This is a genomic window from Dellaglioa algida (assembly GCF_030127605.1).
Taxonomy (GTDB): domain Bacteria; phylum Bacillota; class Bacilli; order Lactobacillales; family Lactobacillaceae; genus Dellaglioa; species Dellaglioa algida.
The window spans coordinates 369,294-385,066 of sequence record NZ_JANXLE010000001.1 but is presented as its reverse complement, the minus strand read 5'-3'; the positions used below and the strand labels follow the sequence as shown (position 1 = coordinate 385,066).

15 protein-coding genes and 1 other annotated feature are annotated in these 15,773 nt (G+C 37.6%); of the genes, 5 read left to right on the top strand and 10 right to left on the bottom strand.

Features of this window, described 5'->3' with window-relative positions; translation table 11 throughout:
• Positions 1–280 precede the first annotated feature (280 nt).
• Entirely contained in the window at positions 281–1,537 is a 1,257-nt protein-coding gene (tyrS, locus tag N0K73_RS01730; protein WP_057974079.1) for a tyrosine--tRNA ligase, read from the bottom strand.
• A gap of 57 nt (positions 1,538–1,594) precedes the next feature.
• Positions 1,595–1,796 (bottom strand) — a binding site (T-box leader).
• 135 nt (positions 1,797–1,931) lie between these two features.
• On the opposite strand from tyrS, the gene N0K73_RS01725 reads away from it, so the two are divergent.
• Entirely contained in the window at positions 1,932–2,906 is a 975-nt protein-coding gene (locus N0K73_RS01725; RefSeq protein ID WP_404825119.1) for an NADP-dependent oxidoreductase, read from the top strand.
• Positions 2,907–3,053: 147 nt separating this feature from the next.
• Positions 3,054–4,793, top strand: coding sequence for a pyruvate oxidase (spxB, locus tag N0K73_RS01720; RefSeq protein ID WP_057974080.1), 1,740 nt, complete (start codon positions 3,054–3,056; stop codon positions 4,791–4,793).
• 165 nt (positions 4,794–4,958) lie between these two features.
• Here spxB and N0K73_RS01715 read toward each other — a convergent pair whose 3' ends face one another.
• Positions 4,959–5,933, bottom strand: a complete 975-nt coding sequence (locus tag N0K73_RS01715) for an aldo/keto reductase (protein WP_112249602.1) — start codon at positions 5,931–5,933, stop codon at positions 4,959–4,961.
• A gap of 168 nt (positions 5,934–6,101) precedes the next feature.
• Here N0K73_RS01715 and N0K73_RS01710 point away from each other — a divergent pair, with 168 nt between their 5' ends.
• Positions 6,102–6,296: a hypothetical protein gene (locus tag N0K73_RS01710; RefSeq protein WP_112249600.1), complete on the top strand. Its 195-nt coding sequence runs from the start codon at positions 6,102–6,104 to the stop codon at positions 6,294–6,296.
• Between the two features lie 60 nt (positions 6,297–6,356).
• Here N0K73_RS01710 and N0K73_RS01705 read toward each other — a convergent pair whose 3' ends face one another.
• From N0K73_RS01705 to N0K73_RS01680, 6 genes are all read right to left on the bottom strand, one after another.
• Entirely contained in the window at positions 6,357–7,706 is a 1,350-nt protein-coding gene (locus N0K73_RS01705) for a collagen binding domain-containing protein (protein WP_284068598.1), read from the bottom strand.
• A 17-nt stretch (positions 7,707–7,723) separates the two neighbouring features.
• Entirely contained in the window at positions 7,724–8,488 is a 765-nt protein-coding gene (locus N0K73_RS01700; protein WP_112249596.1) for a LytR/AlgR family response regulator transcription factor, read from the bottom strand.
• Positions 8,488–9,774: a sensor histidine kinase gene (locus N0K73_RS01695; protein WP_181647314.1), complete on the bottom strand. Its 1,287-nt coding sequence runs from the start codon at positions 9,772–9,774 to the stop codon at positions 8,488–8,490. The genes N0K73_RS01700 and N0K73_RS01695 overlap by 1 nt, the downstream gene beginning before the upstream one ends.
• A gap of 459 nt (positions 9,775–10,233) precedes the next feature.
• A complete protein-coding gene (locus N0K73_RS01690; RefSeq protein ID WP_057974088.1) occupies positions 10,234–10,554 on the bottom strand; it encodes a carboxymuconolactone decarboxylase family protein in 321 nt (106 codons plus the stop codon).
• A gap of 13 nt (positions 10,555–10,567) precedes the next feature.
• The gene (locus N0K73_RS01685; protein WP_404825118.1) at positions 10,568–10,993 is read right to left on the bottom strand and encodes a cupin domain-containing protein; all 426 of its coding nucleotides are present in this window, start codon (positions 10,991–10,993) and stop codon (positions 10,568–10,570) included.
• Positions 10,994–10,999: 6 nt separating this feature from the next.
• Positions 11,000–11,434, bottom strand: a complete 435-nt coding sequence (locus tag N0K73_RS01680; RefSeq protein ID WP_057974090.1) for a MerR family transcriptional regulator — start codon at positions 11,432–11,434, stop codon at positions 11,000–11,002.
• 217 nt (positions 11,435–11,651) lie between these two features.
• Between N0K73_RS01680 and N0K73_RS01675 the strand changes: the two genes are divergently transcribed.
• Both N0K73_RS01675 and N0K73_RS01670 read left to right on the top strand, forming a co-directional pair.
• Complete coding sequence (locus N0K73_RS01675; protein WP_225416466.1) at positions 11,652–12,611, top strand: ABC transporter ATP-binding protein; 960 nt, start codon at positions 11,652–11,654, stop codon at positions 12,609–12,611.
• A complete protein-coding gene (locus tag N0K73_RS01670; RefSeq protein WP_112249588.1) occupies positions 12,611–14,125 on the top strand; it encodes an ABC transporter permease/substrate-binding protein in 1,515 nt (504 codons plus the stop codon). Before N0K73_RS01675 ends, N0K73_RS01670 begins: the two co-directional genes overlap by 1 nt.
• 77 nt (positions 14,126–14,202) lie before the next feature.
• On the opposite strand, the gene yidA is transcribed toward N0K73_RS01670, so the two are convergent.
• A complete protein-coding gene (gene yidA, locus N0K73_RS01665; RefSeq protein WP_112249586.1) occupies positions 14,203–15,012 on the bottom strand; it encodes a sugar-phosphatase in 810 nt (269 codons plus the stop codon).
• Positions 15,013–15,074: 62 nt separating this feature from the next.
• Complete coding sequence (efp, locus tag N0K73_RS01660; RefSeq protein WP_057974094.1) at positions 15,075–15,638, bottom strand: elongation factor P; 564 nt, start codon at positions 15,636–15,638, stop codon at positions 15,075–15,077.
• Between the last annotated feature and the right edge of the window lie 135 nt (positions 15,639–15,773).

Below are 15,773 nucleotides of genomic sequence, written 5' to 3'. Positions count from 1 at the left end.
TTATCTCATCAATTGTCAAGAACTTTTTTTATTCTTAATTAATGATTATTTTTGAATTAGTTGTTTACTGCTGAAGCAACGTTTATTACTTTACCAAGAATAAAAGGTTTCGTCAAGCTTTTAATTGAAATAAATTTAAAAATATGGATGTAATCGGATACACCGTGTATATTACTCCATTTTAACCAAAAATAATCTCAAAAATAGACTGTTAATCCTATTTTTGAGATTATTTTTTCAGTAATTTATCGTTAGTTCACACAATTTATTTCATTCGTGCTTATCCGTTAACACGTCCTAGCCAATATTTCTTTTTACCACGACGAATAATCACAAACTTACCATCAAATTCTTTTTCTGGGTTGATTACAAAATCTAAATCTTGAATTTTTTCTCCATTAATCCGGATAGCTCCATTTGTAATATCTTCGCGCGCTTGTCTTTTCGATGATTCTATTTTTGTATTTACTAGCAACTCGACAATATTTTCTGGTTCAGCTGCCAATTCAACTGACGGCATGTTTTTGAATCCTTGTTCGATTTCGCTTGTCGTCAGTTCCTTCACTTCTCCCGAAAATAATGCCGCAGAAATATGCTCAGCTTCTATTACCGCTTCCGGGCTATGAACAAATTCCGTTACTTCACGTGCCAAACGACGTTGTGCTTCACGTTTTTCTGGAGCAGTTTCCACTGATTTCTGGTACTCTGCAATTTGGTCCGACGTTAAGAATGTGAAGAATTTCAAATACTTCACAACATCTCTGTCATCCTGGTTTAACCAGAATTGATAGAATTCATATGGCGTCGTTTTTTCTGGATTTAACCAAACTGCGCCACCAGCTGTTTTACCAAATTTCGTTCCATCAGCTTTAAGCATTAACGGAATTGTTAGTCCATAAGCCTTTGTATCAGATCCAAGTTCTTTATGAATTAAATCAATTCCGGCCGTAATATTACCCCATTGATCGGCCCCACCAATTTGCAATTGAACATCATGATGTCTAAGTAAATGTAAAAAATCGACTGATTGTAAAATTTGGTACGTAAACTCAGTGAATGAAATACCCACTTCTAAACGACTTGCAACAACATCTTTCGCCAGCATACTGTTTACATTAAACAGCTTACCGTAATCACGTAAGAAATCCAGAAGGCTAATTTTTGATAACCAATCGTAATTATTCACAATTGAAATATTTGAATCTTGTCCAAATAGCTTAGTCATTTGTGCAGTAAGTGCTTGTTCATTATGATGAACTTGTTCCATCGATTGGAGGACGCGTTCCGAATTCTTACCACTTGGATCACCAATCGAACCTGTCCCTCCGCCAATGATGATATATGGATGATGGCCTGCTAATTGAAATCTTTTTAGCATCATAAATGGAATTAAGTGTCCAATATGCATACTATCACCCGTTGGATCAACCCCACAATACAAGCCAACTGATTTTTCCGCAGTTAATTCGCGTAACCCGTCTTCATCTGTTGTTTGGTTAATTGCATCGCGCCATTCTAGTTCGTCAATAATATTCATTTCTGTTTCCTCCTATATAATATAAGTATAAAAAAATCCCTAATATCTAAAAAAGATATTAGGGACGAATTAATTTCCGCGTTACCACCCAAGTTATTATCTACTATATATAGTAGATAATCGCTTAATCATCGTTAACGAGATGAATCGTTGACAGCTCCATAGCGTACTTCACTCATCGACAATTCCTGATTTACAGCGGCCATCAGGTTTCTTTAAAATTGGTCGAAAAGCTACTGAACTACTTCATCGCTTATAGCTACAATATACGTAAATAGTGCCTAAATGTCAATTTTAATCGTTGAATTTCGTCACCTGAAAAGAGGGTCGTTATTGCATTCCACCCGTTTATTCGATACAATTCACTTACAAATTAAAAGTAACTAGGAAGAAGATGAGTCCAATGACACAAAATGAAACAATGTCAGCCGTTGTGATCGATGAGTTTGGCGGACAAGACCAACTCAAACAACGCGATGTCCCAATGCCCGAAATGACCGCGGACCAAGTAATCGTGAAAGAAAAAGCGGCCGGAATCAACCCTGTTGACTGGAAAACACGTGAAGGTTATTTGCAGCCCATGTTTAAATGGCCATTTCCTATTATCTTAGGTTGGGACGTAGCCGGTGTTATCACTGAAGTTGGTTCTAACGTAACCGACTGGAAAGTTGGCGATCGTGTTTTCGCTCGCCCAGCCACTACCCGTTTTGGCACATACGCGGAATACACAGCTGTTGATGCTAACTTACTTGCCCCTAAACCTGAAAATATCAGTTTTGAAGAAGCAGCAGCTGTTCCTTTAGCCGGCTTAACTGCATGGCAAGCCCTCTTTGATCACGGCCACCTGCAAAAAGGTGAAAAAGTATTTATCCATGCCGGATCAGGTGGCGTTGGTTCTTTCGCAATTCAACTCGCTAAATCTGTTGGCGCTTATGTCATTACAACGACTAGCTCGACGAATATTGATTTCGTTAAAGCACTTGGTGCTGATCAAGTAATCGATTACCATGAAACAGATTTTACCGAAGTTTTAAAAGATATTGATCTTGTCGTTGATACAATTGGCGGCGAAGCTCAGGAAAAATCGGTTAGCATCTTAAAACACGGTTCCGGTCGAATGGTTTCTATTACCGGAACCGCCGCTGAAAAAACGGCCAGTCTTGCCGAAAATCGTAATGTCCGTTTTGAATCAATTTGGTTAGACCCAAACGGTGCAGAACTAACTAAATTAGCTAATATGCTTGAAAATGGCACTTTAAAAGTAACGTTAGACTCAGTCTACAAGTTCTCGGCAGAAGGCGTGGCTGAAGCTCATGATCGCAGTGAATCACATCACGCGCTTGGTAAAATTGTGGTTCGCTTCAAATAATTTAATTGTTTCTTTAAAATAACTCAGGCAATCATGTCTGAGTTATTTTTTTACTACTAAAAAGTAAGTGCTTTCACTAGTATTAATTTACTGATAGTTCTATAATATTTTTATAGAATAAAATTTGCAAAAAGGGGACTTGCTATTATGTCAGAAAAAATTAATGCTTCAGACGCAATGCTTAAAGTTTTAGAAGATTGGGGCGTTAAAACCGTCTACGGATTACCAGGTGGCTCATTTGATTCAACAATGAATGCCTTACATAACCGTAAAGATACCATTAATTATGTTCAAGTACGTCATGAAGAAGTTGGGGCACTTGCTGCAGCCGGTGAAGCTAAAGTAACCGGAAAATTAGGTGTTGCTTTTGGTTCAGCTGGCCCTGGCGCCGTCCATCTATTGAATGGTCTTTATGACGCCAAATATGATGGCGTTCCGGTTCTTGCCCTAGTTGGGCAAGTCGGCACACAAATGATGAATACAAATTACTTCCAAGAAATGAACGAAAATCCAATGTTTGAAGACGTTTCTGTCTACAACCGAACGGCCACAACGCCTGAAAATTTGCCCGTTGTTGTTGATGAAGCAATTCGTCAAGCTTACAAATACAACGGTGTGGCTGTCGTTACCATTCCAACTGATCTTGGTTGGCAAGAAATCGACGATACATTTGTATCAACAGCTACAAATTATCAAAAACCACTTTACCCAATGCCTCGCGATAAACAAATTCAAGATGCTTTAGACATTTTGACAACGGCTAAAACACCTATTATTTATGCTGGTAAAGGAATTCGTGGTGCCGGTAAGGAGTTAATTGCATTATCTGAAAAATTGTCACTACCAATTGCAACATCTGCACTTGCAAAAACAATTATTCCTGATGATTACAAAGCTTATATGGGTTCAGCAGGCCGTGTAGCTAATAAACCTGGTGTTGATCTTCTTCGCGCAGCAGATGCCGTGCTCTTTATTGGATCTGACTTCCCATTTGGTGGCTATTTCTTTGCCCCAGATGCCAAATTTATCCAAGTCGATATTGATTCTGAAAAATTAGGTAAACGTCATGCTGTTGATGTTCCTATCTTAGCGGATGCCAAGGAAACCTTAATCGCATTAAATGATGCAGTTAAAACACCAATTGCACCAACAAAATGGTATAAAGCATCAATTGCAAATAAAGAAAATTGGATGAAATGGGTTGAAAGTTTCAACGAAGACGACAGTATGCCACTTCGTTTCGAACCTGTTTTCAATGAAATCAACAAAATTAAAGATGACGATGCTATTTTCCAAATTGATGTGGGTAACGCAACTGTAGAAGCAATGCGTTTCTTGCGTCTTGGTGAAAAAAATAAATTCACGACGTCTGCATGGTACGCCACAATGGGTTATGCATTACCTGCCGCAATTGGTGCGCAATCAGCATTCCCAGATCGCCAAGTCTTCTCGATTTCCGGTGATGGTGGTTGGACTATGGTTATGCAAGACGTTTTAACGCAAGTTAAATACAATATGCCGATCATTAACGTTGTCCTAAGTAATAAAGAACTCGGGTTCATTCGCGCCGAACAAGATGATAAGCAACAACCACATTCAGGTGTTGATTTAATTGACGCCGATTGGGGTGGTATTGCGAACAACATGGGTGCAAAAGGTTATACCGTCCGGACATTGGCAGAATTAAAAACTGCCTTTGCTGAAGCTAAAGGTTCTAAAGTTCCAGTTGTTATTGACGTTAAGGTAACGTCAGATCGTCCACTTCCCGTTGAACAACTTGTTATTGATTCCAAAACACAAGATCCAGAAGCTGTTAAAGCTTTCGTTAAAGAGTACCAAGCAGAAGGATTAATTCCATTCCGCGAAATTCTTGAAAACCAAAATTAATTAAAAACTTCCTCAGGTGGGTATTACTCACTTAGGAAGTTTTTTTATGTCCATCGTGAATTCTATTGCTCTTGCTTACAATGACAATTACGCTTTTTATGCAGATATTTTTTAATTACGCTAAAATAAAGAAAGGTTTCCGACAGATTGTCGGAAACCTTTCTTCTATCCTAATATATTATCGATTTCTGCTAACTCTGCGGCGCTGAACTCTAGGTGTTCTAGCGCTTTTAAGTTATCCATTAATTGGCTTACACGACTCGCACCAATAATGACCGATGAAACTGAATCATCTTTTAAATCCCATGATAAAGCCATTTCTGCTAACGTTTGTCCCCGGTTGATTGCTATTTCGTTCAAGCCTTTAACCTGAACGATTGTCTTTTCAACGCGCTCTTCCTTCAAAGAATCAAATTTTTTCACACGTGAATCATCAGGAATACCATTTAAATAACGATCCGTTAATAACCCTTGTGCTAATGGGCTAAATGCAACTGTCCCAATCTGTTCCTGCTTCAATACATCTTTTAGTCCATCCTCAATCCAACGATCTAACAAGTTATACCGTGGTTGATGAACAATAATTGGTGTATGTTTTGCTTTCAAGAGCTGAATCATTTTTTCAGCTTCTGGCGCACGATAATTGGAAATCCCGACATACAATGCCTTACCTTGACGCACTAATAGGTCCAAGGCCTCTGCCGTTTCTTCCAACGGTGTATCAGGATCTGGGCGATGATGATAGAAAATATCGACGTAATCCAGCTGCATCCGTTCTAATGATTGATCCATACTAGCAAATAAATTTTTCTTTGAACCCCATTCGCCGTATGGACCCGGCCACATATAATAGCCGGCCTTCGTCGAAATAACCATTTCATCTCGATGTGTGCTTAAGTCCTCACGTAAAATACGGCCGAAATTTTTCTCGGCGGCACCATCTCCATAGTTGTTTGCCAAATCAAAGTAAGTAATGCCGTTATCAAATGCTGTTTCAATAATATCTTTTTGCGTACTTAATGGTGTTTCATCACCAAAATTTTTCCATAACCCTAGTGCAATTGCGGATACTTTTAAGCCACTATTACCCAAGCGGTTATAAATCATTTTATCGTAACGTTTTTCATTCGCCTGATACATAAACATCCCTCCAAATATAATTACAATTTTAATTATAGCGCTTTCAGTGCCACTGAACAATTTATACCCACCCTAAATATCAATTGATGTTTAATCTCATTTTAATGCCGTTCGCTATTTTTTCTTATCTGTGCCATCATTAGGAAAAATATAAAGGAGTTTCTATAAATGTTTAAAAAAATAAATACGTATATAAATGCTCACTATATTAAAACATTCATTTTGGCGCTAGCTACTGCGACAATTTTTAGAGTACTGATTGAATTTTTTACAAATCATAATTTCTTAAACATAGAATTTATTGCTGCATCCGTGACCGCTATTGTAGTCAGCATTTTAATTGGGCAGGATTTCAGAAAATAAATCGATTATCATCACTAAACTCCACAAAAAAAGAAGCCTATTATGGCTTCTTTTCTATTTTTAACGACGTCGTCTTGCGATTAAAATCAATCCGCCGCTCAATAGAATTAAACTCAATCCTACCCAAATTGATTGATAATCTAACTTTTCGCCTGTTTGAGGCAATGTTTGTTGTTCCGTCTTTTCATTTGTTTCTTTCACCGTTTTCTTAACTACAGATTTTCCAGGAGTTACCACCGGTGCGACAACTTCTGGTTTTTTTGTCACAGGTTTATTCGTGTCTGGGACTTTAGTTTCTGGCACTTCAGGCTTTGGTACTTCGGGCTTTGGTACTTCGGGCTTTGGTACTTCGGGCTTTGGTACTTCGGGCTTTGGTACTTCGGGCTTTGGTACTTCGGGCTTTGGTACTTCGGGCTTTGGTACTTCGGGCTTTGGTACTTCGGGTTTACCGTTATCGGTACCTTCACCAGTCCCATTACCACCATTTTCAGGCGTATAAACATCCACGGTTGACGTCTTAAAATCATCCCCCGTTAACACGCCAGAATTACCGTACGCTGTAGAAGCTCCGCCATCAGTTGCTCGTGCATCATAATTCATCAAAACAGTATCATCTAGGTCACCAAGCGTTATTGTAAATCCAGTTTGTCCATTTTCTACGATTTGACTAGCAGGTACCGCCAGCGTTTTATTGAACGTATTCTGCGTGTAATAACCGTGTGCGGCATCCACCGATCCCGGAACCAACGTTTGGTTTTTACCCAGTGTATCCGTATAAACCGCATTTTTGATATTTTTTAACGTATAGTTTAATCGAACGGTCCAATGAATTAAAGTTGGATCAACTGGATCAACTGATCCCCACTTATACAAAGCTTCATTCTTATCCGGTAATCCTTCACCATCGTTCACGTTGATTGTCGTCTCTCCAGCCACACCCCAATCGATTGGGACGCTTGATCCGCTAGAAATCAAATCATGATTCCAACTAACCCAAACAGACATTTTACCCGTAATATCCGATTTATTATGCGTTTCAACATAATCCGTAAAAGTAACCGTTAACTTCCCGGTTGTTTTATCAGCCACCGCTTTTCCAATGACTACTCCCTCAGTGTTAACGATATCAAACGAAACTGATTTATTTAAGACCAATTGTTTTGGTAAATCAATCGTCATCTGATCGCCGGCTTTTACACCGCTATTTGCTGGAATAGTGAAATCATAATGCGCCTGCATGTTGTCATATTGATCAAAACTAGTTTGCGCATCCCCATTCCCATCTTGTAACTCTGCATTTGTCACATAACGATCTCCGACATCAGACGCTTGCACATTATTTTCGGCTACTACTGCGATAATAAAAAATCCCATTAAACTAACCATAATACGTTTCAACATTTTTCCCATATTACTTATCTCCTTTTTTAATTATCTTTGATAATCTTTTTTTTGTTTTCCATTAACCGTTTTAGTTCCGATAATTTACGATAAGACACGTACGCAACTGCGTCATTTTTAAAATTAATCGTTTTTTTCTTGAGGTCAACGTCTTTTATCCAGTCCAAATTAACTAAATAACTTTTATGACTTCTAAATAATGCCGGATAATTTTTTTCCATGTCATTCATTTTAACGTTCAATTCAATACTCTCATTCCACTTATGTAAAATAATTTTATGCGAATTAGTTGCCGTCTCTAAAAAAATAACTTCGCCGATTGCAGTTTGATAGAGGTGTGCGCCAACCTTATAAGAGAATAAACGGCCTTTTTCCTCTTTACTAGCTAGATACCGTTCATTGGCAACACGAAAATCGTCAATTAATTTTTCTTTGACCCGCTCAAATCCTAATCCCTTATCAATATAATCTAAAGGCTCAATTTTACGTTCAAAGGTCATCAGTGCCATCTCAGCATGAGATGTGACGAAAACAATCTTCGCAAATGTATCACGTTTGCGAATTTCAGTTGCGAGTTCAATCCCGCTCATGTCATCGTCAACCTCAACATCTAAGATATAAAGTCCCGTGATTGTCTCATCCCGGTCCAACTCGTTCAAAATATCAACCGAATGTTTAGAAACCACGCCCCAAGTGACATCAAAATCATTGATTATCATTTGGTTATTCAAAACTTCCCTCTCGGCCAATAATTGTTGAGCATCGTCTTCGTAGATAAATAGTGATAACACTAGTCGTCACCTCCTCTTTTTAAAATGACATTCACTTCAAATTGTTCGCCATTCATACAAACGCCAAATTGACTATCCTCGTATTTAGCCATTATCTCTCTCACGATTTTAAGCCCTTGTCCACGCCCGTCGCCCTTACTACTTGAATTAATAAAATTCGCTTTCTTTACAAGCCCTTTGTCGAAGTCGTTTCGCATAATGACTTCATCAAAATCTTGATATCGAACAAGCGCAATATTTAAAAATCGCTGGCCTTTTGGTAAATCAACCAAAGCTTCAATCGCGTTATCGAATAAAATGCCTAGTATTCGAATGGCATCAACACCGGTCATCATGAATTCAAAATCGGGATCCACTTCCAAATGAACTTTAATATCTTGATTTTGCGCAAAAATAATTTTACTATACATCATTAACCTAATTTGTTCATTTTTGATAAGCGCAACCGTTTCAAACCCGGTACCATCCATATCAATCTGACTACCTGATTCCCGCACAACCTCATCAAAATACTCGCGTAATTTTTCACGATCATCATTTTGAATATAATGTTCTAACGTAAGTAATATATTTTGATAATCATGTTTGAATCGTCTGAGCTCTTTATTACGATGTTCGATTTGATCAATATAAGTTTGATGGATTTCTTGCATCTGCAGTTTATTCTCAAGCGCCATTCTTTTGGCGTAACTATCAAATACAAAATAAGTCATCAAAACAATTGCGGCAATAATCATAATTAACACTAATATGATTATACCGATAAATTCAAATTGAATTTTTAAATGTTGAGCGCTAAAGATAACTAGTGAAAGCAACGCAATAATACCCAGAAAATCATAAAAGATTAATTTTTCTAAGTAGATACTATCTACATTGAATTTTTTTAATGATTTTACTTTAGCCAAACGTAGACCAAAGTAAGCCACTACACCCAATAATCCAAGCAAGCCAAAATGTAGCCATGTATCGGTATTATTTAATTCCTTTACGCTTGTTTGAAATCGATATTCATACAATAGTTTAAAAAGATAGGTTTCAACATTGGCGATGACTAAATAGAGAACGAACGTAATCAACAAAGTATTAAGCGTATGATATTTATTCAATGGTTTTTCATTCATACGGACATAAAAAAGAATCATTGAGATTAAATAAATAAAATAACCGATATTTCCGACTACTCCGCAAATTATTGGAAATATCAGTATATCGGTTATCATTTTAATTTTTATTTTATTTGTATTTCGTATGTCTTTACTTAACATATATTGTATTAAATTCATTAATACAATTGCTTCTCCGTCAAAAAATAACATTTGGAGTGGCGTTACGGTCAACATTATTCGATTTTACCAGCCAAATTTATGTTTAATGGAAGACCATAAACTTCCATTAGTGGTATATCCACCCATTGAGCGACTACTAATTGTTTCTCTGTGCGAATTTTGGTGGTGTGAGGCCGCACTTACGGCTCCCGTCTGCACTATAACCGTGCAGAACATTAATCCCACAATAACTTTCTTTAATTTCACTATCTATCTCCCCCAGAGTTATCTCTTTTAACCAATATCTGTATACTCCGTTAAGTTTACTATTTAAAACACGTCTTTTCCATAAAAAATATATAATCGTTCCCTTATTAACCCTAAACGTGGCTATTTTTAATCGTGCAATAAGCACTTTATGACAAAAAAAGTGCACGCCACTTTTAAATAGCCCGCACTTTTACCTATAATTCATACTTAATCTTCAAAAACGTCTTTAGCAATATTAAATGCTGACCACGCTTTAGGCCAACCGACATAAAATGATAAATGCGTAATAATTTCTGCAATCTCTTCTTTCGTAATGCCATTCGTTTTTCCAATTGCCATATGAGCTGGTAATTGTTCAAAATTCCCACCTGAAATTAACGCAGAAATCGTGATAATGCTACGTTGATGTGCGGGCAACTCACTTTCTCGCGCCCAAACTTCACCAAATAAAACATCATCATTTAATTCCGCAAACTTAGGTGCAAATTCGCCCAAGTTGTCGCGCCCTGCTGTTTGTTTTTTTGCCATAATTGATAACCTCCTATTTATTTTCTAATTTACCATATGTCTCGTCATCAACAGCCTCTAGCCATTCTGGCGTGCCTGCCGTGATAGCGACATGTGAGAACCAACTATCTTTTGTAGCACCATGCCAATGTTTAACGCCATCTTTTGTGACAACGACGTCACCAACTTTTAAACGACGTGTTTCTTGTCCTTCTTCTTGATACCAACCTTCACCCGCCGTTACCAACAGTAGTTGGTATCCATCATGATGAATGTGCCAGTTATTCCGCGTTCCGGGTTCAAAACTAACGTTACCGACGCCAACATTAATCTCCGGATCAGCCACTAACATATCCAAATAACTTTGTCCGACAAAAACATCTTTATAAGCGTCATTTTTCTCACCCATTGGAAATAGGCCATTTTTCACTTGTTCTTCATTCACTATAATTGCCTCCATTTTACTTTAATCGTATATCGCGAATCGCTCTAAATATTTTTCAAAACTAAGACTTTTAAATTCGTTTGTTTCAGATGATACTTTTCCGTCGTACCAATCTATTTTATGTGAAATAAACTCAATATTACGCTGAAGTTCTCGCATTTCAGACTCCGCGTTGTCTTTCACTCGATTGAGTAATTCACGTCGCTCCATAATCGTTGTATCACCTTGTGCCCGTAATTCAACATATTTAATAATCTCAGTGATCCGCATCCCCGTACCCTTAAGGTGTAACAAAAATCCTACCCATTTAATGTCGGCCTTCGTATAATACCGTAAGCCGGACGCGTTGCGTTGTGGTTTAATCAAACCTTCTTTTTCATAATATCTAAGTGTAAAACTTGAGAGTCCGACTAGTTTGGCAAACTCACCAATTTTGTATTCCTGTTCATTATCCATAAATACTTCCCCCTCAATGCTATTAAAACACTTCTAGTTAACTCTAAGTCAAGCCGAAACTAGGATTAGTTTACCATAATGAGACATAAATAATTATTTTCAATTCTTTGGGAACAGATGTTTGAATCGCAAAGTTTATTACTGTAAACTATCAAGCGAAACAGTTAATATTTCGAACGACTTTATCAATAAACTAAATCGAAGCGGGGCTCATATTTTGTTAGACTTCAAACATGTTAAAAAATCTTTTAAGAATGTTCCAGTCTTGAATGATCTCAACTTACATATTAATAAAGGCGAGTTATTTGTGCTCGTTGGCCCAAGTGGTAGCGGGAAAACAACAACGTTAAAAATGATTAATCGTTTAATTGACCCTATGTCTGGGACTATCGAATTCGAAGGGCAAAATATTAAAAAAATCCCACTACACGATTTACGCTCGCAAATTGGCTACGTATTACAACAAATTGCCTTATTTCCTAATATGACAGTTGCCGAAAATATTAGCTTGCTGCCAGATTTACAAAAATGGCCTAAAGATAAACAAAGAAAACGCGTTGATGACTTATTATTAGGCGTCGGCTTACCACCTGAAGACTATCGTAAAAGAATGCCCAGCGATTTATCTGGTGGTGAACAACAGCGGATTGGTATTTTGCGCGCCATTGCGACCGAACCAAAATTAATTTTAATGGATGAACCTTTCAGCGCATTAGATCCCATTTCAAAGAAGACACTGCAAGATGTCGTTATCAACTTGCATGAAGAATTACACAATACCATTGTATTTATCACGCATGATATGTCTGAAGCACTCCGCCTTGGAACGCGAATTGGCATTATGCATGATGGTAATCTTATTCAGGTTGGGACACCAGATGAAATCAGACGGGCACCAAAAAACTCATTTGTTTCAGAATTTTTTGGCTTAGATCAACCAAATATGCATTTCGATTTAACCGAAATGATTCAAAATTCATTTGGCATCCCCTTTGATGAAACAGCTGACTATCCAATTATATCCGCCAAAACGACCTTCAAAGAACTGATACCCATACTTGCTGAACACGTCGTTGTGAATGTGCAAGACGATCACCATCACATACTTGGTACCATTAATGCTCAAAGTTTAGTGCGTTACGGTGCCAGCATGGCTAATAGTGAGGTGACTCATTAATGACGCAATTAATGGAAACATTTCAAACACATCGCTCTGATTTATGGACCGCTATTCTCCAACATTTACAAATTTCATTAATTTCGTTGTTGATTGCAACTGTAATTGCCGTTTCGCTGGCAATTTGGTTAGTCCAATACAAGCGAGCTGCTGAAATCGTCCTGCAAATAACCAGTATTTTACAAACAATCCCGTCGCTTGCCCTACTTGGCTTATTGATTCCGTTAGTCGGAATTGGTACCTTGCCTTCAATCATTGCGTTGGTGGCCTATGCCTTACTACCCATATTCCAAAACACATACGTCGGCTTAACTAGTATTGATCCATCATTAGAAGAAGCAGCCACCGCATTCGGCATGACGCGGACGCAAAAACTGATTCGTTTTGAATTACCATTGGCCATGCCGCTAATCATTTCGGGTATTCGAATCGCTTTTGTTTTAATTATCGGAACCGCAACATTGGCCGCCTTAATTGGTGCCGGTGGTTTAGGTACGTTCATCTTACTCGGTATTGACAGAAACGACATGAGCTTAATTATTATTGGTGCCTTAAGTTCTATTATTCTAGCAGTTCTTTTCAGCGCCTTAATCCGCCGTTTTCAAAACCTGAAAGTGAAAACTATCGCCATTATCTTAATCGTTTTAGGCGTCCTATTCGCTGGTGGCGCAACGATTAACACTCTTACTCATCAGAAAAAAGAATTGGTCATTGCCGGTAAAATGGGGGCAGAACCTGAGATATTAATCAATATGTATAAGGATCTAATTGAGCACGACGACCCCACCATCAACGTGACCTTAAAGCCAAATTTTGGTAAAACCAGTTTTTTATACTCGGCATTAAAATCTAAATCGATTGACATTTATCCAGAATTTTCTGGTACGGTACTTGAAGAATTAGTTAAAACGCCCCTTAAAAACACAAATAAAGAACAAGTCTATCAGCAAGCAAAATCAGCTATTAAAGCTAAAGATAATTTAGACTTTTTAGATCCAATGGCCTATCAAAATACTTACGCAATTGCTGTAACAAAAGAATTTGCGGATCAATATCATTTAACGAAAATATCGGACTTATCCCGTGTTTCTTCAAAAATTAAAGCAGGATTTACACTTGAATTTTTGAATCGTGGGGATGGTTATAAAGGGATAGAGAAGAAATATGGCGTGTCCTTTAACGCCAAATCGTTCGAACCATCGTTACGCTACCAAGCAATTGCGAATGGCGACGTCAACTTAATCGATGCTTATTCAACCGATAGTCAGCTCATTAAATATAATCTGGTAATGCTGCGAGATGACCAGCACCTATTTCCGCCTTACCAAGGTGCGCCACTCATCGCAAAAGGAATTTTAAAAAAGTACCCAACTGTGAAAAAGAGTTTAAACAAACTGGGTCATAAAATTTCAGATACGGATATGCAGGAAATGAATTACTTGGTTGATGTTAAAAATGTCCCCGCAAGTAAGGTTGCTCATGACTATTTAACGAAGCACCATCTTTTAGACTAATTAAAAAGTTTGGACCCTGACATTAATAAATGCGGGTTCCAAACTTTTTTATTACTATTAATTTTATCTTTTTGAGCTTAGTTAACATACCGTTCCAACGCAACCGCAACTCCATGATTTGCGTTAGATTCTGTCACGTATGTCGCGACTTCTTTTAATTCAGGGATGGCATTTCCCATTGCAACAGTCGTACCAGCCACCGCAAACATGGTTAAATCATTATGTTGATCACCCATTGCCATGACCTCTTCTTTTTTTAATTCCAGTTCTGACAATAAATCCGTTAATGCATTACCTTTGTTTGCCTTCTTATTTAGAACTTCTAAGAATTCCGGTAAGCTACGAACAACGTAATAACGGTCATCAAATATTTCTTTAATTTTATATATCTGTGCATCTAAAACTTCGGGTTCATCTACGAACATAATCTTAGACACGGTTAAATCTTGTGGCATTTCTTCCGGATTTCGGACGAATAACCCTTCATCATTTTCGGCAGCTTGGATCACTGTAATACGCCCAACATCCCTGTTAGATGTATAAATCCGACTTTCATCATCTAGAATATTATAATGGACATTCAGTTCATAACTTAATTTATCGGCGGCTAGATAATCTTCAAAATCTAACGTGTGTTGCGCCAACCGATGGCCACTCACGGTTTCAATAATTGCACCATTGTAGGTAATCACGTATTGGTCATCCCCGCTAATCCCTAACTGGTTAAGAAATGTCGTGACACCGGCTAACGGACGACCCGTACAAAGCACGACCTTAACCCCTTTTTGAATCGTTTTTTGAATCGCATTAATCGTTTCATCCGCTAACTGGCCTTCTAGATTTAATAATGTATCATCGACATCGATTGCAACTAATTTAATCCCCATAATGATCTCCTCATCCTGAATGGTTCAAAAAAAGGCAGCCTCAAGAGACTACCTGTTGAACCTTATTTAGGTGCACGTTTAAGATATGTACCTTCTTGTGTATTAATTTCTAAAACATCATCTGCAGCGATGAAGTCAGGAACATTAACAACAAGACCTGTTTCCATTGTTGCTGGTTTACCTGAACCAGTTGCTGTAGCACCTTTAATTGAAGGTTGTGTTTCAACAACGCGCAATGTTACAACAGTTGGTAATGTTAACCCAATAACTTCTGTACCGTAAAATTGGATTTTAACTTCCATATTTTCTAATAAGAATTTAGCTTCATGTTCAATAATATCTCTTGGAATTTCATATTGTTCGTATGTTTCTAAATCCATGAAGAAAGCCATTGTGTCTTGGTTGTATAAGAATTGAACGGGTTTTGTTTCAATGTTGGCTTGTTCAACCTTAACTTCTGGACGCATTGTTGTTTCAACAGTTGAACCAGAACGGACGTCACGTAATTTCATACGCATAACAGTGTTACCCTTACCTGGTTTGTGATGACTTGCTTCTAAAACTTTAATTAATTTGCCACCTTGTTCGAAAGTCATTCCGGCTTTTAAGTTAATTGCTTCAATCATAATTTATTATCTCCCTTTTTTTAAAACGTTTCTCCTTGAGTATACCAAAGTGAAAAGGCTTAATCTAGGGTATACCATTAAACATCCCGCTATTTTATAAAATAAAAAACTGATAAATTAGTGTTTCTTCATTAA